The 21,525-nt window shown below is 46.6% G+C and carries 23 protein-coding genes; 15 read left to right on the top strand and 8 right to left on the bottom strand.

Annotation, left to right across the window (positions count from 1 at the left end; all coding sequences use genetic code 11):
* Position 1: 1 nt before the first annotated feature.
* From AB1E22_RS09800 to AB1E22_RS09790, 3 genes are read left to right on the top strand one after another with little or no spacing between them, the layout of a single operon-like run.
* A complete protein-coding gene (locus AB1E22_RS09800) occupies positions 2-1,075 on the top strand; it encodes a glycosyltransferase family 9 protein (protein WP_367595157.1) in 1,074 nt (357 codons plus the stop codon).
* Positions 1,076-1,105: 30 nt separating this feature from the next.
* Entirely contained in the window at positions 1,106-2,008 is a 903-nt protein-coding gene (locus tag AB1E22_RS09795) for a sugar glycosyltransferase (protein WP_367595156.1), read from the top strand.
* Positions 1,995-3,170, top strand: a complete 1,176-nt coding sequence (locus AB1E22_RS09790) for an O-antigen ligase family protein (RefSeq protein WP_367597358.1) — start codon at positions 1,995-1,997, stop codon at positions 3,168-3,170. Before AB1E22_RS09795 ends, AB1E22_RS09790 begins: the two co-directional genes overlap by 14 nt.
* Before the next feature lie 17 nt (positions 3,171-3,187).
* Here the strand turns inward: AB1E22_RS09790 and AB1E22_RS09785 are convergent, their stop codons facing one another.
* The gene (locus AB1E22_RS09785; protein WP_367595155.1) at positions 3,188-4,147 is read right to left on the bottom strand and encodes a polysaccharide deacetylase family protein; all 960 of its coding nucleotides are present in this window, start codon (positions 4,145-4,147) and stop codon (positions 3,188-3,190) included.
* 157 nt (positions 4,148-4,304) lie between these two features.
* Between AB1E22_RS09785 and rfaQ the strand changes: the two genes are divergently transcribed.
* The 7 genes from rfaQ to coaD all read left to right on the top strand — a co-directional run bounded on the left by rfaQ (position 4,305) and on the right by coaD (position 11,335).
* Positions 4,305-5,381: a putative lipopolysaccharide heptosyltransferase III gene (gene rfaQ, locus AB1E22_RS09780; protein WP_437178411.1), complete on the top strand. Its 1,077-nt coding sequence runs from the start codon at positions 4,305-4,307 to the stop codon at positions 5,379-5,381.
* Positions 5,378-6,505 carry a glycosyltransferase family 4 protein gene (locus AB1E22_RS09775; RefSeq protein WP_367595154.1) on the top strand — a complete coding sequence of 376 codons (1,128 nt, stop codon included), beginning with the start codon at positions 5,378-5,380 and terminating at the stop codon, positions 6,503-6,505. Before rfaQ ends, AB1E22_RS09775 begins: the two co-directional genes overlap by 4 nt.
* Before the next feature lie 3 nt (positions 6,506-6,508).
* Entirely contained in the window at positions 6,509-7,609 is a 1,101-nt protein-coding gene (locus AB1E22_RS09770) for a glycosyltransferase (RefSeq protein WP_367595153.1), read from the top strand.
* A 20-nt stretch (positions 7,610-7,629) separates the two neighbouring features.
* The gene (locus tag AB1E22_RS09765; RefSeq protein ID WP_367595152.1) at positions 7,630-8,631 is read left to right on the top strand and encodes a glycosyltransferase; all 1,002 of its coding nucleotides are present in this window, start codon (positions 7,630-7,632) and stop codon (positions 8,629-8,631) included.
* A 162-nt stretch (positions 8,632-8,793) separates the two neighbouring features.
* Positions 8,794-10,068, top strand: coding sequence for a lipid IV(A) 3-deoxy-D-manno-octulosonic acid transferase (gene waaA, locus AB1E22_RS09760; protein ID WP_367595151.1), 1,275 nt, complete (start codon positions 8,794-8,796; stop codon positions 10,066-10,068).
* Positions 10,068-10,844, top strand: coding sequence for a glycosyltransferase family 2 protein (locus AB1E22_RS09755; protein WP_367595150.1), 777 nt, complete (start codon positions 10,068-10,070; stop codon positions 10,842-10,844). The genes waaA and AB1E22_RS09755 overlap by 1 nt, the downstream gene beginning before the upstream one ends.
* Positions 10,841-11,335 (top strand): pantetheine-phosphate adenylyltransferase, encoded by a 495-nt coding sequence (coaD, locus tag AB1E22_RS09750; RefSeq protein ID WP_367595149.1) that lies wholly within the window; start codon positions 10,841-10,843, stop codon positions 11,333-11,335. The genes AB1E22_RS09755 and coaD overlap by 4 nt, the downstream gene beginning before the upstream one ends.
* Positions 11,336-11,339: 4 nt before the next feature.
* Here coaD and mutM read toward each other — a convergent pair whose 3' ends face one another.
* The 4 genes from mutM to radC form a co-directional block, all read right to left on the bottom strand.
* On the bottom strand, positions 11,340-12,149 hold the full coding sequence (mutM, locus tag AB1E22_RS09745; protein WP_367595148.1) for a bifunctional DNA-formamidopyrimidine glycosylase/DNA-(apurinic or apyrimidinic site) lyase: 810 nt from the start codon (positions 12,147-12,149) through the stop codon (positions 11,340-11,342).
* 74 nt (positions 12,150-12,223) lie between these two features.
* Complete coding sequence (gene rpmG, locus AB1E22_RS09740) at positions 12,224-12,391, bottom strand: 50S ribosomal protein L33 (protein ID WP_002208990.1); 168 nt, start codon at positions 12,389-12,391, stop codon at positions 12,224-12,226.
* 13 nt (positions 12,392-12,404) lie between these two features.
* Entirely contained in the window at positions 12,405-12,641 is a 237-nt protein-coding gene (rpmB, locus tag AB1E22_RS09735; RefSeq protein ID WP_034461465.1) for a 50S ribosomal protein L28, read from the bottom strand.
* A 215-nt stretch (positions 12,642-12,856) separates the two neighbouring features.
* Positions 12,857-13,534, bottom strand: a complete 678-nt coding sequence (gene radC, locus AB1E22_RS09730) for a RadC family protein (RefSeq protein WP_367595146.1) — start codon at positions 13,532-13,534, stop codon at positions 12,857-12,859.
* Between the two features lie 166 nt (positions 13,535-13,700).
* Here radC and coaBC point away from each other — a divergent pair, with 166 nt between their 5' ends.
* The 3 genes from coaBC to slmA all read left to right on the top strand — a co-directional run bounded on the left by coaBC (position 13,701) and on the right by slmA (position 16,065).
* The gene (gene coaBC, locus AB1E22_RS09725; RefSeq protein ID WP_367597356.1) at positions 13,701-14,912 is read left to right on the top strand and encodes a bifunctional phosphopantothenoylcysteine decarboxylase/phosphopantothenate--cysteine ligase CoaBC; all 1,212 of its coding nucleotides are present in this window, start codon (positions 13,701-13,703) and stop codon (positions 14,910-14,912) included.
* A complete protein-coding gene (dut, locus tag AB1E22_RS09720; RefSeq protein ID WP_147295662.1) occupies positions 14,890-15,348 on the top strand; it encodes a dUTP diphosphatase in 459 nt (152 codons plus the stop codon). Before coaBC ends, dut begins: the two co-directional genes overlap by 23 nt.
* 120 nt (positions 15,349-15,468) lie before the next feature.
* Positions 15,469-16,065: a nucleoid occlusion factor SlmA gene (gene slmA / locus AB1E22_RS09715; RefSeq protein WP_367595145.1), complete on the top strand. Its 597-nt coding sequence runs from the start codon at positions 15,469-15,471 to the stop codon at positions 16,063-16,065.
* Positions 16,066-16,097: 32 nt separating this feature from the next.
* Here the strand turns inward: slmA and pyrE are convergent, their stop codons facing one another.
* Both pyrE and rph read right to left on the bottom strand, forming a co-directional pair.
* Entirely contained in the window at positions 16,098-16,739 is a 642-nt protein-coding gene (gene pyrE / locus AB1E22_RS09710) for an orotate phosphoribosyltransferase (RefSeq protein WP_367595144.1), read from the bottom strand.
* 187 nt (positions 16,740-16,926) lie between these two features.
* Entirely contained in the window at positions 16,927-17,643 is a 717-nt protein-coding gene (gene rph, locus AB1E22_RS09705) for a ribonuclease PH (protein ID WP_367595143.1), read from the bottom strand.
* A 124-nt stretch (positions 17,644-17,767) separates the two neighbouring features.
* Between rph and AB1E22_RS09700 the strand changes: the two genes are divergently transcribed.
* Together AB1E22_RS09700 and AB1E22_RS09695 are read left to right on the top strand one after the other, a co-directional pair.
* Positions 17,768-18,631, top strand: a complete 864-nt coding sequence (locus tag AB1E22_RS09700; protein ID WP_367595142.1) for a YicC/YloC family endoribonuclease — start codon at positions 17,768-17,770, stop codon at positions 18,629-18,631.
* A gap of 348 nt (positions 18,632-18,979) precedes the next feature.
* Positions 18,980-19,597: a trimeric intracellular cation channel family protein gene (locus tag AB1E22_RS09695; protein WP_367595141.1), complete on the top strand. Its 618-nt coding sequence runs from the start codon at positions 18,980-18,982 to the stop codon at positions 19,595-19,597.
* On the opposite strand, the gene ligB is transcribed toward AB1E22_RS09695, so the two are convergent.
* The gene (gene ligB, locus AB1E22_RS09690; RefSeq protein ID WP_367595140.1) at positions 19,591-21,282 is read right to left on the bottom strand and encodes an NAD-dependent DNA ligase LigB; all 1,692 of its coding nucleotides are present in this window, start codon (positions 21,280-21,282) and stop codon (positions 19,591-19,593) included. The two genes, AB1E22_RS09695 and ligB, sit on opposite strands and share 7 nt — an antisense overlap.
* Positions 21,283-21,525: the final 243 nt, after the last annotated feature.

The following is a 21,525-nucleotide window of genomic DNA, read 5'->3' as shown; positions in this document are numbered from 1 at the left end:
AATGAGCTATCTATTCCTCTTTATCCTCTTTCTTCCGTTCAAGCTGTTCGGCAAACTTTTTTATAAAAAGACAGGCCGGAACTTACTGATTCAAACGGCAAAAATAGGTGATTTCGTAAATGTAACGCCTTTGCTTGCCCATCTGAAGCATAGCGACGTTTTAATAAGCAAAACTGTTCTCCCTTTGGCTAAGTACGATGAAACCATCGATACCATTTATCTTATCGAAGAACATAAAAAGAGCCTATGGCGTAAGTTCCGCCTGGCATTTAAGCTATTAAACCGCTACGAGAATGTGTACTTATTGCACCCCAATAGTACAAACCTTTTCTTTGCAGCCACCTGCAACGCCTCTAATAAACAGTTTTTATCCACCTACACTCGGCGTTGGTATCAAGATCCACTTTATCTTACAGCTGATGGCATCGTCGAGCATGGTAAATACACTTTAAGTGTTGATAATTATATTAAATTAGCCGATCGCTCACTGACATGGCGCGACAGCCCTAAACATGCAACGTTGCCCTTAAAGAAGCCCAGCTTATATCCACAAATTCTGGATAAAAAAGGGGTTATAAAAATAGGGCTCAGTATTTCTGCAGGAAACAAAGCAAAAACAATTCCACCCGTTATATGGAATCGCCTGTTTGAATCGCTGCAAGATTTGCCGTGTTTATACTACATTTTTGGCTCTAAAAATGAGCAGGTATGGCTTGACGATTTGCTCAAAGTTACAGGTGAGCAAGATAATCTCGTCAACATGATTGGACAAGTTCAGCTTGAAGACCTGCCGTATGCCATCAGTAAAATGGATTTCTATATCGCATCTGATTCTGGCAACATTTATATTGCAGATGCGGTAGGTGTCCCCATTATACTTATCTATGGCCCTTGTTGTGTAAAAGAGCAGCGCCCTTTAGGTAATGTGCTTCTGATAGGTAACGACGCAAATACTAATTCCTTTGTTTTCGAAACCCGATATTACTTTGATAAGCCAAAGGAAGAGTTGTTTGCGTTAAGTGATGAAGATCTTCAAAGAATACATTATTTCATTGCAAATAAAAAAAGTTTATAAGCGCCACAAGTTAATAATGGTGAGAGCCTTATGGGAACGTTAACAAAACAGATATATAGATATACGCATCCACGGAGTATGCGACATAATGAAAACCTATGGCCTTTCGTAAAAATTCAACGTGATAAAAACAATGCCATATCGCATTTAAATTATAGAGGCGAAAACGTCCCTTTAGTGGACCTTACTTCACTTAAAGAAAATTTCAAAGGTGAGGTTTTATTGACGGCAACGGGCCCTTCTATAAAGAAAATAGATTTCTCCACCGTACCCTCTATGCCAACTGTAGGTGTAAATGGTGCCTGGCATCTCAATAGTGACCTTGATTTTAAATTTTATATTATTGTTGATATGATTTTTGTCGATAATAAACCTGATATTATTGAAGAAATTATTAAGAAGGAAGATCTTGTACTTTTCACAACCATGCATGGAATAGTAAGAATAATTGATAAATTTACATTAAATAAAGTAAAATGCAAACTAGCTGTTATTGAAGATAAGTGTTATCCCATTTATGAGAAAAAAATATCAAATGCAGACATTTATAATAATTTCAATACTCATAAAGGAATCATATTTTCTAAAGAAAATATCAACATAGCTTTTAATCATGATATTAGAAACGGTATCTTCGATGCCGGGACTGTAATCTATTGGTCTCTTCAGATTCTTTCTTATTTAGGGTTTAAAAAGATTTATGTTGTCGGTCTTGATATGACTAATTTTTCCACCCCTCGGTTTTATGAAACAAAAAATGACATGCTTCCTTCTTTCCTTGCGGAAAAGCTACAAGAAATCATCATTCCAGCCTTCTCACTTGCCAGTCTTGAATTGAAAAAAGATGGTGTTGATGTTGTTAATTTATCATTAGAGAGTGCTATTCCTTCTCATATTTTCCCAAAAATGGATTATCGTGATGCTTTTAAATAATCATTCGCGCATTGAAAAATCATATAGCTTTATCTTTATAGGATTTATATTCTTTAGCGCTATTTTTTGCAACACTTCAAAAGTTAATTTATTGTTCCACATTTCATTTATACTTTTTATTTTTTCATTAATAGTTTCGAAAGAGACCAGAAACCAATTTATTAACGACCGTCAATTTTTAAGAGGGCTTATTTTTCCCTTCATATTCCTTCTTTACTTTTCATTATCAAATCTATGGTCCAGTAATCCTGAAAATATAACTTCAACTTTAAAACATGTTCTTTATTTATTAGCCTTTATCTGTCTTTATCGTCAATTGGAAATATTTGGCTATAAAAAATATGTAATGGGCGCTGTATTTATTGGAATGACCTTCTTATCTGTCCTTACGTTGATCATGGTTGATAAATCAACGCTCGCCGTCAATAGACTCGATAATGCTTTCCCTTGGGCTCCAGATAATGTCATAGACTTGGGTGGATATATGGTGATCGGCATTTTTTGCGGCATCATATTTATTCGTGAGACTCGCAAAAACTGGCTTTACTTACTAATGCCTGTCTTATTGATTTCTTTGATACTGACTCAAAGTCGAGGACCATTGATTGCCTTTATGGCTGCTTTTATCCTCTTATTCATTGTTAATCCAGCTTATAGTAAAAAGAACGCTCTTTTCGGAATAGCAATTATAGCTGCTGTAATCTTCACTATATTCATGACTAAATTCTCCAACGTTTTCATTGATCGTTTTGAAACTCTATACCAACAAAGTTTTATCCGCTTTGGTATTTGGCATAACGCTTTAGAAACTGGCATGCAAAAACCTATTTGGGGTTGGGGTTATGATAAAAGTTTAACTTTTGTGAATAGTGTTGGGCAAAATATCTCAACAACCCACACTATTTATCTTGCTTCATTCTTAAAAGGTGGGATTGTTGGTTTCTTATTGTTTATGTCAGTCATTGGCTATGGACTGCTGCAATCATTTAAACATTTAAAGATTAATCAGAAAACAGAAATTTCTATTTTCATTTTCTCCTTAATTTATTACTTATCACAGGGTATGTTCATCATAGGGAACCCACAGGAATTTTGGTTCCTCTTCTGGTTCCCATTAGCTGTAATCCTCAGCACACCGATAAGAGTTGCTGTCTCAAAATAATATTTGATAAGCGCAGTTTACTGCGCTTTTTTATTCTCATAATACTCAGCCAACGTCAAACCTTTGGTTCTCTGAGCAAGCCAGGAAAATAGCTCATCTAAATCCTGATATAACTGCTCAATATCCGCTTCATTTTTGAAGGTTGGGCTACCACCCGGCATAAACTCGGAGGAATGAAGCATAAATTCGACGTAGTCATTGCCCTTAGATAACGTTTTTTCCGCGACGGAAATCATTTGTGCGGCATTACCTCCGGACGGCCGCAGCCAATTAACCGAAGGGCTACGGTATTTTCCACGCAGTCGGTCATAACCCTGTTTAAAACCATTCATCAACGAGCTGTATTTGTACTGAATGCTCATCGGTACTTCGAGAAAGTCTGAGTTTCCGGGCTGGTTAATATTATCCAGATCCATGAAATAAGCCTGAGTCGGGAAATGCTGATAATCCGTTCCACCTTTTCCAAATGGTGATCCTTTCGCATTTCGCCAGTTAACCCTTGGCGTTACAGAACAGTCGACTTTATAACCCAGCTCCACCAGCAATTTGGCGTAGCGGCTATCGAATGCCCAGCGCCCTGCACGGTGGCTAATCATTTTTGTTCCAAAAGTATTTTCCAGCAAAGTGGTCATATAAACCACCTTCTCTCGCAAAATCTCATCTGGATATTCAATAAGATAGGGCTGCCAGCGCCAGTCATCACCGGTTAAATCATAATCTGGAGGACTATTCCAGGCATGCAAATGCATACCAACTTCGCCCTGACCACGAGCAATCACATCTTTAGCAAATGCGATGAACTCAGGATCGATAGCCATCTCGTAGTTGGTTAACCACACTGGCTTAAAACCATATTTCTCGCAAAGCGACTGAAAACGAGGCAAGTAACGGGCATTTTCCGTTTTAATCTGCCGATGGTTTTGCCACAAATTATCGCCTTCGGTATCAATGGTGATGATAAATGCTGGAATGGTCATTTCCGTCTCTGAGCTATCGATGTTTACATCATGTTACGCAGCCTGCCGGATTAGGGCAAACCGCTTCCCTCCAAATTTCTGACGCCAGAGCACAAATGTAGCAACCATACTCAAGGTCTATTAGAATCCCCCTTTGGTTGATCACCTAAAGATGATAATGAATAACGCTTTGAACTCTCTCGCAGGCAAGCCACCGGCTCGCATTTTACTGATTAAGCTGCGCCATCATGGTGACATGTTGCTTACCACGCCGGTGATCAATGCCTTACATCAGGCCTGGCCCCAGGCGGCTATTGATGTTCTTTTATATGAAGAAACGCGAGATATGCTGGCGGCTCATCCGTTCATTAATCATATTTACGGGATTGATCGTAAATGGCGCAAACTCGGTACTCGCCAGCATTTGTCCAAAGAATGGCAGCTACTTAAGACGTTGCGTGAACAACAATATTCTTTGGTTATCAATCTTGCCGATCAATGGCGTAGCGCCATCGTAACTCGTTTTACTGGAGCCCCTGCACGCATCGGTTTCGATTTCAATAAACGTCGTGGATGGTTCTGGCGCAATTGTCATACGCAACTGGCCTCAGTGACCGATCATCAAACCTTACATACCGTTGAACAAAACTTATCTATTCTTGCCCCTCTTGAGATTCCATACAGTCGTAGTGTGACGATGAGTTATCAGCCTGACGACTGGCAGTGCGTACAAGCTAAACTGCAAAGTAAGGGCATTGAAGGCTCATTTATTGTGGTGCAACCCACGTCCCGCTGGTTTTTCAAATGCTGGGATGAGAGCAAAATGGCTCAGACCATTACGGCTCTTCAGAATGACGGCCATACTCTGATTTTGACCTCCGGGCCGGATAAAAATGAAAAATCCATGATCGAAAAAATCCGCGCATTATGTCCATCAAAACTTATCCATTCGCTGGCCGGTGAATTAACTCTGCGGCAATTGGCGGCGCTCATCGATCATGCGCGTCTTTTCATCGGCGTTGATTCCGTGCCAATGCATATGGCTGCCGCTTTGAGAACACCCTGCATCGCCTTATTTGGCCCTTCAAAATTGACATTCTGGAGCCCGTGGGACGTCATCGGAGAAGTGATTTGGGCAGGTAATTACGGTGAACTTCCCGAGCCTGACAAAATTGATACCAATACAAAAGAACGCTATCTCGACGCGATTCCTATTGATGTTGTTATCGCTGCTGCAAGGAAACAGTTGTTATGAAGCGCTGCCGTCTGGCCATTGTCCGTCAAAAATACCGTCCGGATGGCGGCGCTGAACGCTTTGTTTCGCGCGCGCTCGAAGCGTTAAGCGCCCATGATATGGAACTTAACGTTATCACTCGGCAATGGCAGGGCGAACGTCAGGAAAACTGGCACATTCATATTTGCGACCCTATGAAATTAGGGCGTATCAGCCGTGAAAAAGGGTTTGCTGATGCTGCCCGTAAACTCTGGCAGCGCGAAAACTTCGATATTGTTCAAAGTCATGAGCGCATAGCGGGCTGTGATATTTATCGGGCAGGTGATGGTGTTCATCGCCGCTGGTTAATGCAGCGCGCAAGAATTTTACCCGCATGGCGCGGAAAGTGGTTATTTATGGACAGATACCATCGTTACGTGATGCAAGCGGAACGAGCCATGTACCAGGCGCCAGAACTCAAAGCCGTTATCTGCAACGCAGAAATGGTGAAAAGAGAAATCATCGAAGATTTTTCTATACCTGCTAATAAGATACATGTCATCTATAATGCCATTGACTCCTCCCGCTTCGTTCCCGCAAATGAAGTGTTACGAGCGAAATTGCGTGATGAAATGGCAATCTCACAAAACGCGGTGGTAATGGTTTTTGTGGGTTCAGGGTTTGAGCGTAAAGGGCTCGCCAGTGCAATAAAAGCCGTAGCTCATACCGACCGCTATCTGGTGGTTGTCGGGCAAGATAAAGCCGAAAAACAGTACCTGGAACTGGCACAATCTTTGGGATGCCTGAATCGGGTTCGGTTTATGGGAATGCAGAAAAATACGCAGCCCTTCTATCAGGTGGCTGATGGACTATTACTGCCAACACTATATGATCCATTCCCCAACGTCATTCTTGAAGCGATGGCATGTGGATTACCGGTTATTACCTCGCACACCTGCGGTGGCGCTGAGTTTATAGCAACCGGACAAAACGGATACGTTTGCGACGCGCTCAATATTCCTGAATTGTCAGAAGCGGTTATGGCAATTCCATCACGCTTTGTGGATGAGAAAATGGGAGTTTACGCGCGTGAACGAGTCAGGGATGCGACACCGGAAAAACTTTCACAGCAACTTATTTCGCTGTATCAAAACATACTGGATTAGACGATGCGCATCCTAATGATTATCGATGGTTTACCTGGCGGTGGAGCTGAAAAAACCGTACTAACCCTTTCAAAAGGGTTGGTAGGTATGGGTCATCAGGTATCCGTTTTCTCTCTGCGTCGCGTCTGTGACTATGAAATCCCGGAAGGCGTTGATTATCAGGTCATTCTGGATATCTGCAAAAAACCCTGGCGTAAGCTAACAGAACTGTCACGCCGCGCCGCATTACTGGATAGTGCAGTTGAGCAAGCGCAGAAAAAAGGGAATTTTGACCTCATATTTTCGCATCTGCATAAAACCGATCGCATCGTTGCCCATACAAAATCCATTCCGCGTGAAAAGCTCTGGTATTGCGTGCATGGGATGTTCTCTTTCTCCTATCTTCAGCATCGTCATGGTTTTTCACGCTGGTTAAAACGCAAGAAAATCCAAAACGTTTATCAGAACAGCAATGTGGTTGGGGTATCCCAGGCGGTACTGCAGGACATCACTGAAAATTTCGATATTACGCTCAGACGCGGCACCGTTATTCATAATCCTTTCGACATTGATGGCATCCTTCTGAAAGCAAAAGAGCCATGCGAAATGACCGGACAGGACTATTTAATTCATGTCGGACGTTTTCATGAGCATAAACGCCATGACCGGCTGATTAAAGCCTATGCCCTCAGCGGGATCCAGGCTCCGCTAGTCTTGATGGGTAATGGAAGTAAAGAGCGCATTGCTGAGTTAAAAACAATTGCCACGGCTTCGGGCGTTGCCGCTCGTGTCATTATGAAATCATTCGTTCCTAATCCTTACCCATGGATTTCTAATGCACGAATGCTGCTTCTCAGCTCAGATTGCGAAGGATTTGGTAACGTGCTGGTTGAAGCGCTGATTTGTGAGACGCCAGCGGTGAGTACACGTTGCCCCGGCGGGCCAGCTGAAATCCTTACCGGAGAACTTGCTCGTGGCCTTTCTGGTATGAGCGATCAGGAACTGGCGGATACCATGTCAGATATTTATAACAACCCACCAAACATTGATACCACGACTATTGAGTCATATAGCATTGGTGCCATTTGCCAGCAGTATTTGTCTCTGGCAACAGAAGAAAGATAACAAAATTTTCAGGTAATTTTATGCAACAGTCCCTACGTCCACTGCTTAGCGTTGTCGTTGCTGTTTATAACGGCGAACATTTTTTGGCGAAATTTTTTGCCTGCCTTGAAGCTCAAAATATCGACGGCATGGAAGTTATTATGGTGAACGATGGTTCAACCGATAGCTCCATGGCAATTATTGAAGCCTGGCAAAATAAGTTTCCTGGCATGAAAATCCTCGAACAGGAAAATCAGGGCGTCTCTATCGCACGTAACACCGGGCTTGCTGTCGCAACGGGGCAGTACCTTTCCTTCCCGGATATCGACGATGATTTTAAACCGGGCATGTACCGCGAGTTACTTGATTTAGCGCTGAAAAATAATCTCGACGTCGTAACCTGCAATGGTAGTTACGTTTATGAAAATAATAAGAAACCTTCACGGCCTATTTTCCCGCAGGACAAACTTCAGTCAACCGGCGTACTCAGTGGCCCCGAATGGCTTAAACGCGCCCTGGATTCACGCAAGTTCCTGCATGTCACCTGGTTGAATCTTTATCGCCATGATTTTATTCGCGAACATGGTTTTAGGTTTGAACCCGGTTTACGTCATCAGGATATTCCGTGGACGACCGAAGTTTTACTCGCAGCGGCACGTGTTCAATACACTGACGCGCAATACTACGACTACTACATCCATTCCGCGTCGGTGTCTCATAAACCGGATACCGATGACACGCTAATCCGCTCGGCCCGCCACTATATGAAAATTCTGGAAATGTTGGACGCCATTAACCAGCGTTATCCGGAAGCAGTAAAAAACATCCCCGCCTGCAACTGGCAAATCGCCAAAGAGGGTCTTGGGATACTGCATACCTTCAATAATATGAAAGATCCGCACAAGAAGAAGATGATTATTCAGGAGTTTTTTGATCGCGGAATCTGGCGTCTGATCTGGAAAAATGCCCGTGGATTCCGCCTGCGCTGGCGCCTGGGTCGTCGTTATTTGAAACTAAAGAAAGCGACTCGCGTACCGGGTTAAGCGACCATTTCCTGGCGGGTAGTTTCTCACTACCCGCCATTTCTGCGACACACCGCTAACGTACCTGTAACCTGAAGAGTGACGGGTATACCAAAACAATAGCTTTACGCCTTCCAAATGCTTAGAATTTGCCCGCCGATAATGAAAATACGGAAAATTCGCTTGGAATCGTTGTATACCGCCCTGTTCTATCTTATTCAGCCCCTTGTGTGGCTGCGACTGTTACTCCGTAGCCGTAAAGCCCCTGCGTATCGTAAACGCTGGGCAGAACGCTACGGTTATTGCCGTGGAAAAGTGGAACCCGATGGTATTCTTCTGCATTCAGTTTCCGTAGGGGAGACACTGGCGGCCATTCCGTTGGTTCGCGCCTTACGCCATCGCTACCCGACCATTCCGATTACCGTTACAACAATGACGCCAACAGGTTCGGAGCGTGCTCAATCAGCCTTTGGGCAAAACGTCCATCACGTCTATTTACCCTATGATCTTCCCTGCGCAATGAAGCGTTTTTTCAATACTGTGCGCCCCAAACTGGTTATCGTGATGGAAACCGAGTTATGGCCCAATATGATCAACGAATTGCATAAGCGTAAAATCCCGCTGGTTATTGCCAACGCCCGCCTCTCAGCTCGTTCGGCAAACGGGTATAAAAAACTGGGTAATTTCACGCGTCGTCTGATGAGCAAAATCACACTCATCGCCGCGCAGAATGAAGAAGATGGTGGCCGTTTTATCGAGCTGGGTCTGAAACGCTCACAGCTAACGGTTACCGGCAGCCTGAAATTTGATATATCCGTTACTCCAGAACTGGCCGCACGCGCAATTACATTACGTCGCCAGTGGGCACCGCATCGTAAAGTCTGGATTGCCACCAGCACCCACGACGGTGAAGAGAGCATTATTCTGGATGCTCATCGTCAGTTGTTGGCTAAGTTCCCTGATTTATTGCTGATTCTTGTCCCACGCCATCCTGAACGTTTTAAAGACGCACGGGACATGGCGCAAAAAGCTGGCTTCAGTTACATCATGCGCAGCAGCGGAGAAAAACCTTCAAGCAGCACGCAAGTCGTGATTGGCGACACCATGGGCGAACTAATGATGTTATACGGAATTGCCGATCTCGCCTTTGTTGGCGGCAGCCTTGTAGAACGCGGTGGCCATAACCCGCTGGAGCCTTCCGCTCATGCTATTCCTGTGCTGATGGGCCCACATACCTTCAATTTCAAAGATATTTGCGCCAGATTGCAGAATGCTGATGGGCTGATTACCGTCACCGATGCAGCTTCACTGGTTAACGAAATCACCACTCTGCTGACGGATGAAGATTATCGTCTTTACTATGGCCGTCACGCCGTGGAAGTTCTTCATCAAAACCAGGGTGCCCTGCAACGCTTGCTACAATTACTGCAACCGTACCTGCCACAACGGAGCCATTAATGCCCAACCGTTTATCCGTTGTGATGATCGCAAAAAATGCGGCAGATGTGTTGCCAGATTGCCTGGCATCAGTCGCCTGGGCGGATGAAGTGGTTTTGCTGGACTCAGGCAGCACTGATTCGACCGTCGAAATAGCCCTCCAGGCTGGCGCAAAAGTTTTCATTAATGAAGAGTGGCAGGGCTTTGGCAAACAGCGTCAACTTGCTCAGAGCTACGCCAGCCATGGCTATATTTTGATGATCGATACCGACGAGCGTGTCACGCCTGAATTAGCCAGCACGCTCAAATCTGTATTAGAAAATCCTCAGCCGGGTGCCGTTTACAGTATTGCACGTCGTAATCTCTTTCTTGGCCGCTTTATGCGCCACAGTGGCTGGTACCCAGACCGCGTGACTCGTCTCTACGCTCGTTCAAGCTACCGCTATAATGACAACCAGGTTCATGAATCTCTTGAAGCACCTGGCGCAAAAGTTATCCCGCTTAAAGGGGATTTGCTCCATTTAACCTGCCGTGATTTTGCCAGTTTCCAGCGTAAACAGTTAAATTATGCTACAGCCTGGGCGCAGGAACGCCACCAACGCGGTAAACGAGTCTCTGTCGCCGGTATTTTTGGCCATACATTGGGTGCGTTTTGTAAGACGTTATTGTTACGAGCGGGCTTTCTTGATGGAAAACAGGGCTGGCTGCTTGCGGTCGTCAACGCGCAATATACGTTTAACAAGTATGCTGAACTCTGGGCGTTAAATCAGGGCTACACGGAAAACAAACTTCTATGACCACGCGCGCAATCTATCCTGGCACATTCGATCCTATCACTAACGGTCATCTGGACATCGTGACTCGCGCAGCGATGATGTTCGATACGCTGATTCTGGCGATTGCAAATAGCCCGCACAAGAAAACCATGTTCACGTTGGAAGAAAGAGTTCAGCTTGCACAAGGCGTTACATCGCATTTGCCTAACGTTGAAGTTGTTGGGTTTAGCGATCTGATGGCGAATTTTGCTAAAACTCAACAGGCCAATGTTTTAGTCAGAGGGTTACGCACGGCGGCGGATTTTGAATATGAGATGCAACTGGCTCATATGAACCGTCACTTAATGCCGGAACTGGAAAGCGTCTTCCTGATGCCATCTAAAGAGTGGTCTTTTGTCTCTTCGTCACTGGTGAAAGAAGTTGCACGCCATCATGGCGATGTTACGCACTTCCTGCCTGAGCCGGTATGCAAAGCATTACAGGAAAGACTCAAGCAGGAGTCTGCAAACTAAAGATTTAGTGCTGGCAATGGCGGCAATAAAACGTGCTGCGTTGCCCATGCTTACTCATCACAATCGGTGCACCACAAACGCGGCATGGTTCACCTGCGCGCCCATAAACCTGTAATTCTTGAGCGAAATATCCCGGTTTACCATCCGACTGTAGAAAATCTTTTAGCGTCGTCCCGCCCTGTTCAATTGAACGTAGCAAGACGGCTTTAATCGTTTTGACCAGTAATTCACATTCAGTTTTTGATAGTGACTGCGCGACACGGTCAGGATGAATCCCCGCGGCAAACAGCGATTCACTGGCATAAATGTTACCTACACCAACAACCAGTTTGTTATCCATCAGCCAGGGCTTAATCGCTAGCTTCTTTTTAGCGGATTTTTCACGCAGATAATCTGCAGAAAACTCTTCGCTCAAAGGTTCTGGTCCGAGATGGGCCAGCACATTACTGCCTTCTAACTCTTTTGCCCACAACCAGGCACCAAAACGGCGCGGATCGGTATAGCGCAACACTTTACCGTTGCTCATGACCAAATCGACGTGGTCATGCTTTTCTGCCGGGTAATCTTCAGGAAGAATGCGCAAACTCCCGGACATTCCAAGATGGATAATAATCCAGCCATCGGGAAGTTCGAGCAGCAGATACTTAGCCCGGCGCTGTACGCTTAAAACAGGTTTATCGCTTAGAGCATGGATTTCATTAGAGACAGGCCAGCGCAAGCGACCATTACGTATAACAGCATGCAGGATGGTTTCACCGACAAGATGCGGTTCAATACCGCGGCGGCTGGTCTCGACTTCAGGTAACTCGGGCATCTCTCCTCCAAACTGTGGCTGCCTAAAACGAAAAAACCCCGCCTAAGCGAGGTTTTCATCAAAGATGACTAAAATTATTTAATTTTAGCTTCTTTGTACAGTACGTGTTGACGGACAACTGGATCGAACTTTTTCAGTTCCAGTTTTTCCGGCTTAGTACGCTTGTTCTTCGTGGTGGTATAGAAGTGACCAGTACCAGCAGAAGAAACCAGCTTGATCTTCTCGCGAACACCTTTAGCCATGACTTAGTTCCTCTTAGTACTTCTCGCCACGGGTACGCATATCGGCCAAGACCGTTTCGATACCCTTCTTATCAATTACACGCATACCTTTAGCAGATACACGCAGTGTGACAAAACGCTTCTCGCTCTCAACCCAAAAACGGTGAGAGTGCAGGTTCGGCAGGAAACGGCGTTTGGTCGCGTTCATTGCGTGGGAACGGTTATTACCGGTCACCGGACGCTTGCCAGTAACTTGGCAGACTCGGGACATGTCTATTCTCCAAAAATCAAATTAGCTCGAGCTTCGTATAGGGTTATGGCGCCTCGTCAGGCCGCAAGCCTGGTCCCTGGCGGTTCAATGCGAACCACAGTGCCAGGCGCATAATGCCAAACCCGAGATTCTCAAAGGTGGCGTAGTATACGCTGCCTGACGCATGTGCTCAAGTCCCGAACAGACAAAGATCCCCAAGGATCGCGTAATTCGACCTAAATCCACCCGCGTTCGGCAAAAGAAACGTATTCTCCGCGCCCAATAACAAGATGATCGAGCACTCGAATTTCCATAAACAGGCAAGCTTTTACGATACGTTCAGTAATAACACGATCAGCTTTGCTCGGTTCTGCTCGACCAGACGGGTGATTATGCGCGAGTATTAGCGCCGCTGCATTGGATTTCATCGCTTCACGCACAATTTCTCTCGGATGAACCTCAACATGGCTCAACGTTCCAGAAAACATGGGGCTGTGTTTAATAACCCGATGCTGGTTATCCAGGAAAATCACCATGAATATTTCACGCTCTTGCGTCGTCAACTGGCTTTGAATAAATTCCCTGACGGATTCCGGCCCCTTTAGGCTTAACTCCTCCACACCGCGCGAGTGATAATAACGCCTGGCCAGCTCAGCAATGGCGTTCAGTTGCGTGTATTTGGCTTCTCCAATCCCTTTCACATCTTTGAATTGCGAATAATCTGCCGACAACAGCCGGCTTAGTGAACCAAACTGATGCAGCAAGCACTGTGCGAACATCAATACATTCATGCCATGGCAACCGGTACGTAAGAAAAGCGCCAGTAATTCCACATCAGATAATGAAGTTGCACCAAATTTCAGAAGCTTTTCACGCGGTAGATCTGCTCTGTCTTGCCCCAATGTCTCATCCATCAGAACCTCCTTGCTCTTCGTCGTGGCTTATTGTGCACAACTCGACCAGCACACTCGACGTCCAGATTTCCTGCATGCGGGATGTCTCGCAAACTCCAAAAAAGTCGCTGCCCAATGAGTGTGGTAAAATAGCCAGATGACTGTGACTTGTGGTGGAAAAATCATGATGGGGCTTTCTGGCAAAAAAATTGTTCTGGGTGTGAGTGGTGGTATTGCTGCCTATAAAACCCCAGAGCTGGTGCGCCGTCTGCGCGAACGAGGCGCCGAAGTGCGGGTAGTAATGACTGAGGGCGCCAAAGCCTTTATTACGCCGCTGAGTTTACAAGCCGTATCAGGTTACCCTGTGTCAGACAGCTTGTTAGATCCCGCCGCCGAAGCTGCGATGGGTCACATAGAATTAGGTAAATGGGCTGATTTAGTGATTCTTGCCCCTGCGACAGCAGATTTAATTGCTCGCATTACCGCAGGTATGGCGAATGATCTCGTGAGCACAATTTGTCTCGCCACACCGTCACCTGTCGCCGTTGTCCCGGCAATGAATCAGCAGATGTATCGGGCTGTTGCAACTCAGCACAACCTCGAGGTGCTCTCCTCACGCGGCTTGCTGCTGTGGGGGCCGGATAGCGGCAGCCAGGCCTGTGGCGACGTAGGCCCTGGTCGCATGCTTGACCCATTAACGATTGTAGAGATGGCGGTGCAACATTTTACCGTCATCAAAGATCTGCAACATCTCAATGTCATGATTACCGCAGGCCCTACCCGTGAACGCTTAGATCCGGTGCGCTACATCACTAACGATAGCTCCGGGAAAATGGGCTACGCCATTGCCGCCGCCGCCGCTTCACGTGGCGCAAATGTGACGTTAATTTCAGGCCCTGTTTCTTTACCCACTCCACCGTGGGTGAAAAGAATTGATGTCACTACAGCTCTCGAAATGGAGGCCGCAGTTCAGCAACATGTTCAGGAACAGCAAATTTTCGTCGGTTGTGCGGCAGTTGCAGACTATCGTGCAGCAGCAGTGGCCGATGAAAAAATTAAAAAGCAAGGCGATGAAATTACAATAAAAATGATAAAAAACCCCGATATTGTCGCCGGTGTCGCAGCACTTTCAGCTCATCGCCCCTATGTTGTTGGGTTTGCCGCCGAAACAAATAATGTGGAAGAATACGCTCGGCAAAAACGTATGAGCAAAAATCTCGACCTGATTTGTGCGAACGATGTCTCGCAAACCGGTCAGGGATTTAACAGCGACAATAATGCATTGCACCTTTTCTGGCAGGAAGGAGATAAAGTCTTACCTCTTGAGCGTAAGGAACTCCTTGGCCATCTTTTACTGAACGAGATCGTTACCCGTTATGATGAAAAAAATCGACGTTAAGATTCTGGACCCACGCGTTGGCCAACAGTTCCCTCTGCCGACCTATGCTACATCCGGCTCTGCGGGCCTTGACCTTCGCGCATGTCTGGATGATGCCGTAGAGCTCGCGCCTGGTGTAACCAAGTTGATACCGACCGGGCTGGCTATCCATATTGCCGATCCTTCTCTTGCAGCAGTGATTCTGCCTCGTTCAGGTCTTGGTCATAAGCATGGCGTAGTTTTAGGCAACCTGGTGGGACTGATAGACTCCGACTATCAGGGGCAACTGATGGTTTCTGTCTGGAACCGTGGACAAGATAACTTCACTATCGAGCCAGGTGAACGCATCGCTCAAATGGTGTTTGTGCCTGTCGTGCAAGCCGAATTCAATCTGGTTGAAGATTTCGATTCGAGCGACCGTGGCGAAGGTGGTTTCGGCCATTCAGGACGCCAGTAACTGCGTTTATAAACGTAACCCCACAGCGTAAAAAATGTGAAAAAACCGCAAACTTAAAGTTTGCGAGCGCTGTGTGGCTACTTGCCTGACAAGTGCGTTATTTCAGGGGTATTTTAGAACATGGCAGAAAAACAAACTGCGAAACGGAATCGTCGCGAAGAAATACTTCAGTCTCTGGCCCAAATGCTTGAATCCAGCGATGGAAGCCAACGTATCACTACCGCTAAACTCGCGGCGACGGTTGGTGTTTCCGAAGCTGCGCTGTATCGACATTTTCCAAGCAAAACAAAAATGTTCGATAGCCTTATCGAATTCATTGAAGACAGTCTGATTACCCGTATCAATCTCATTTTGAAAGACGAGAAAGATACCCACGCCCGACTGCGATTAATCGTTCTTTTGATTCTGGGATTTGGCGAGCGCAACCCAGGCCTCACCCGTATCCTCACCGGCCATGCATTGATGTTTGAACAAGATCGCCTTCAGGGTCGTATCAATCAGCTGTTTGAACGTATTGAAGTGCAGTTGCGTCAGGTTATGCGCGAAAAGAAAATGCGCGAAGGTGAAGGCTTCATTACTGATGAATCGTTACTGGCTAGCCAGCTTCTGGCCTTCTGCGAAGGGACATTGTCGCGTTTTGTTCGTAGCGAGTTCCGCTATTTACCGACCGATGATTTTGATACCCGCTGGCCACTTGTGGCATCCCAACTGCGTTAATTGAAAAGGGCCTTTTGAAAAGGCCCTTTTTCTTACACTCCGTACTGAGTACGGTATTCCCGCACAGCGGCTAAATGGCCAGCCATTTCAGGTTTTTCTTCCAGATAATTAATCAGGTCTTTGAGCGTAATGATTGAAATCACTTTGCACTGATAATCGCGTTCCACTTCCTGAATGGCGGAAATTTCGCCACGGCCACGCTCCTGGCGATCCAGAGAAATCAGTACACCTGCCAGCGACGCATTGTTAGCAGCAATAATTTCCATGGATTCACGAATTGCCGTACCAGCGGTGATCACATCATCCACCAGCATTACGCGACCTTGCAGTACGCTGCCGACCAGGTTGCCACCTTCACCATGATCTTTCGCTTCTTTACGGTTGAAGCAATAGGGCAAGTCGCGCTCATGATGTTCTGCCAGCGCAACCGCAGTCGTCGTCGCGATTGGAATACCTTTGTAAGCCGGCCCAAACAGCAAATCAAATTCAATACCGGAATCCACTAACGCGGCGGCATAAAAACGGCCCAACAGTGCCAGATCACGCCCGGTATTAAACAGCCCGGCATTGAAGAAATAAGGACTGGTACGCCCGGACTTCAGCGTAAATTCGCCAAACTTCAGTACCTGCTTGTTAAGCGCAAATTCAATAAACTGGCGCTGATACGGTTTCATGGATTTGCTCCTTTGCATTTCACGTAGATAATTACCCAAAATAATTCGAGTTGCATCGCAGCGGCAAGAGAACGAGCCCCAATGAGCTTACATAAGTAAGTGATTCGGGAGAGCGAACGCAGCCAACAAAGATGCCGCTTTAAGTATGAAGGGTATAAAAAAGGCGACTACTTGAGTCGCCTGAAAATCAATTTTCTAACGCCGCTTTCTGCGACGTTACGATGGATTCGATTCCCCCTCGAGCCAGCGCCAATAGCGCCAGTAACTCTTCATGGGAGAACGGTTCCCCTTCAGCGGTGCCTTGAATCTCAATCATGCGGCCATCTTCCATCATCACGACATTCATGTCGGTTTCAGCAGAAGAATCTTCAACATATTCGAGATCGCAGATAGCAGCACCATTCACGATACCCACTGAAACGGCTGCAACCATCCCTTTCATAGGGTTGGTTTTCAATTTGCCCGCCGCAACAAGCTTGTTCAGAGCATCAGCCAATGCAACGCAAGCACCAGTAATGGATGCTGTACGCGTGCCGCCATCAGCCTGCAACACATCGCAATCCAGCGTAATGGTGTATTCGCCGAGAACTTTTAAATCTACTGCTGCGCGCAGAGAACGCGCAATCAGGCGTTGAATCTCCAGGGTGCGACCGCCCTGCTTGCCTTTCGCTGCTTCACGAGCATTACGGCTATGCGTTGCGCGCGGCAACATGCCATATTCAGCGGTGATCCAACCCTGCCCCTGGCCTTTCAGAAAGCGTGGCACGCCCTCTTCAACGGTGGCGGTGCAAAGCACTTTGGTATCGCCGAACTCGACCAGCACGGAGCCTTCTGCGTGTTTGGTGTAATTACGGGTCAGGGTGACTGGGCGCACTTGTTCGGCGCTACGACCTGATGGACGCATGGGGTTCTCTCCGGCTAAAACGAATGTGGCTGCGCATTATACGGACTTCGCTCGCTTATTCCTATCCTGCAAGTCCTGGCATGGCTATAATCCCCACATCTATAACAGAATACGGTTACGAAATATGATCCGCAGTATGACCGCCTATGCCCGACGTGAAGTAAAAGGCGAATGGGGCAGCGCCTCCTGGGAGTTACGTTCAGTAAACCAACGTTATCTCGAAACTTATATCCGCATGCCGGAACAGTTCCGTAGCCTCGAACCTGTCGCCCGCGAGCGTATCCGCACCCGTTTAACCCGCGGAAAAATAGAATGTAACCTGCGTTTCGAGCCTGATGCCCGCTCCCAGGGCTCTTTGCTGCTCAATGAAAAACTGGCTAAACAGCTTGTTGAGGCAGCTAATTGGGTAAAAATGCAAAGCGACGAAGGTGAAATCAATCCCGTTGATATTTTGCGCTGGCCTGGCGTGATGTCTGCTCAAGAACAAGATCTTGATGCCATCACCGCTGAAATTCTTGCCGCCCTTGACGGTGCCCTGGATGACTTCATCGTTGCCCGCGAAACCGAAGGCGAGGCGCTGAAAGCACTTATCGAACAGCGACTTGAAGGTGTAAGCGGCGAAGTTGTTAAAGTTCGTGCGCAAATGCCAGAAGTCCTGAAATGGCAGCGTGAGCGCCTGGTTGCGAAACTCGAAGACGCACAGGTTCAACTTGAGAATAACCGTCTTGAACAAGAACTGGTGTTAATGGCCCAGCGCGTAGACGTTGCCGAAGAGCTGGACCGCCTGGAAGCGCACGTTAAAGAGACATATAACATTCTGAAGAAAAAGGAAGCCGTTGGCCGTCGCCTCGACTTTATGATGCAGGAGTTCAACCGCGAGTCGAACACCCTGGCATCAAAGTCTATTAATTCAGATGTCACCAATTCAGCCATTGAGCTGAAAGTACTGATTGAGCAAATGCGCGAGCAGATTCAGAACATCGAATAATTGCCGACTATGCTTGCTCAGGCCCGCTTTATGCGGGCCTTTTTGTAGCCATAATTTCAGGTGATTGAGCAATAGAAGTGCATCTTAATAACTCGCTGGTTTCTGGATTAACGCATTTGCCAACGCCCTCAACATCATTTACGCGTTCATCATTGTTACTCCGTGCGACTAACGATAGATAAACTAATCTTCAAGGAAAATAATTTCCGCAAGACAAACTTAATTCCTAAGTAAAAAATAGAGTTCAAGCATTAAAATAACTAATCCAAACCGCTTCGCTTTAGAAAAACTCAATCGTGACATTGTTCACAAAACGTTACCCTCTGCGTGTTTCCATTGGGGGTATCCATGCTGCTACATGTTCTTTATCTAATCGGTATCACTGCCGAAGCCATGACCGGTGCATTAGCTGCTGGCCGCCGCCGCATGGATACTTTCGGCGTAATTATTATTGCCACAGCCACAGCACTTGGCGGTGGTTCTGTTCGTGACATTCTGCTTGGGCATTATCCATTAGGTTGGGTAAAGCACCCCGAATACGTTGTGATTGTGGCTATCGCAGCCGTTCTTACCACGGTATTTGCCCCCGTAATGCCCCATCTGCGTCGCCTCTTCCTGGTCCTTGATGCCTTAGGCCTGGTGGTGTTTTCTATCATCGGTGCACAAATAGCGCTGGATATGGGCGAAGGCCCAATCATCGCTATTATCGCAGCCGTAGTTACCGGTGTGTTTGGTGGCGTCTTGCGCGACATGTTTTGCAAACGCATTCCTTTGGTCTTTCAGAAGGAATTGTACGCAGGCATCGCTTTTGCCTCCGCAGTGCTTTATATCGTTTTGCAGCACTACGTTTCGAACCAGGATATTGTCATTATTTCCACCCTCCTGTTTGGGTTCACCACGCGTTTACTGGCGTTACGCTTACGATTAGGGTTGCCGGTATTTCATTACAAACACGCGGATCACTGATCGACAAATCCCCTGATTCCTTGCTGTGCCAGAAATGCCGCTAGCGCTGCTATTTGGGGATGATTCACAAACTCGACCAACTTTTTTGCCCTTCCTGAACCAATACCCGGCAACTTTTGCCAACTGAGTTCATCTCGCGCAACTAAATGTGACCATTGTGAATCTGGCAATGTCGCTAATACCACCGCTGGAAGTGGAAAACCAAATGCCATCAGCCACTGCCTGAATGGTTGTTGCCTGGCTTGTGTGAATTGCTGCCAAAGATGCGCAACCCTGGCCGTAGACATGCCGCTAATTTGAGACAGCGCTTCCTGAGTTACCGTTATCCAGGAAAAGATGTGTTCCATGTGAAGACTTTGTTGGAGTTGCTGCCAGGAGCGAACGCTCACACCATTAATATTTAAAATGGCTGGGGAGCTTATCCATGCAAGCCGCGCAATAAACTGTTCGCGACACCAGGGTTCAAAGTAAAGGCAGCTTAACGGTGTAATCATTTTTTCCACTGGCGGTTGCGGTTTATCCCTCTGACTGACTCGCCAAACCACTTCCTCAACGTGTGGAATACCCTGCCCAGCAAGACTCACCATGACCTGATCGCCCGGAGCAATATCCAGAACCTGCCAGCGTTTAACCGAGCCGATATTCACCCGTTTCACTTGTTTATCATCAATCTGTAAAGGACTCAGATTAAGGACTACTGCGACTTTCCCCGTTCGCCCAGTTGTAAATTGTATGGCTTTAACTTCAGCAATTTGCTGAGCTGGAGGAAATTTCCAGGCTATAACCCATGTTGCTTTACCCGGTAGCCAATACTTTCCTGCAGGTTCTGCCGCTTCACGAACCACAATGCCATCCGTTACAAACGGTAAGGGTGTCGTGAACCAGGTCTCTCTTTGCGCCACAATTTCTTCCACGGAGTTAACCGGCAAAGACCAGGCTTTCGTCAGCGGGAAACCTCCCTGAGAGAGTATTTCCAGTTTCTGGTTCATTTTGTTTGGACCATCTGGCCACGCCCAAATAAAGACCCCTAATTCATTGAGCAAGGACGGATCACTTTGGCGCATCATGGCCCCCGCAGCCTTACTTCGAGCATTGCTGCTGCCCATGGTTTTCTGTACGTGGCTTTCTCTTTTCCAGAAAATTTCGCCCTGCAAAACACTATCCGCCAGCAAGCCGGAAACGGTTTGGGGGATCGCGGGAATCATTTTGGCTTTTGCTGTCCAGTCCTGCCCTTTCTCACCGTCACCACGGCTGAGGAGTTTGATCAGGCGCCCTTTTTGATAAACCAATGTCACCGCTACACCATCCACTTTAGGTTGCACCCAAAGATCGGTTTTTCCTTTCATCCACTGCGCCACGGCAGCTCTGTCTGGCAATTTTTTTACACCGGTATGTGCAATGGGATGTAGCGCCTTACCCTGTGTGGGAAGCCAGGGCTGTTGGAGTTTATCCGCAGGTTTAAAACAACGTTGCCATTCATTAAATTGGCTACTTAAACCATCGTATGTCGCGTCACTGACAACACTATTTCCTTGTTGATAATAGGCGTTATCCCACTCGCTAAGTTTTTCGTTCAATTTCGCCATCTCCTGCTGGGCTTGCTCAGGTGACCAGGACGGGCATGCCGCCAAAGCCATGGTGCTGAACCATCCCAGTAACCCGATAAATATTGTTATCCACTTCATAACGTCCTCCATGTCGAAACGAAGAGAGGTATAACGCCGGGAAACAAGCAATACGAACGGGAAATAAAAGGGATGCGAGGAGCTTTCAGAAGGAGTTATTTTGTTGCAGTAACACAGTGTATTGTTTGGAAAGCACTACGCAAATTGGCAGAAATATTGCCGAAGGGCATGACAAATTCACCGTGACTTGAAGACGCTGTGTATAATAGGGCCGTATACGCACTTCTTTTTATGCTTACCGAA

The organism is Buttiauxella gaviniae (assembly GCF_040786275.1).
Lineage (GTDB): Bacteria > Pseudomonadota > Gammaproteobacteria > Enterobacterales > Enterobacteriaceae > Buttiauxella > Buttiauxella gaviniae_A.
This window is presented reverse-complemented; position numbering and strand designations above follow the sequence as displayed.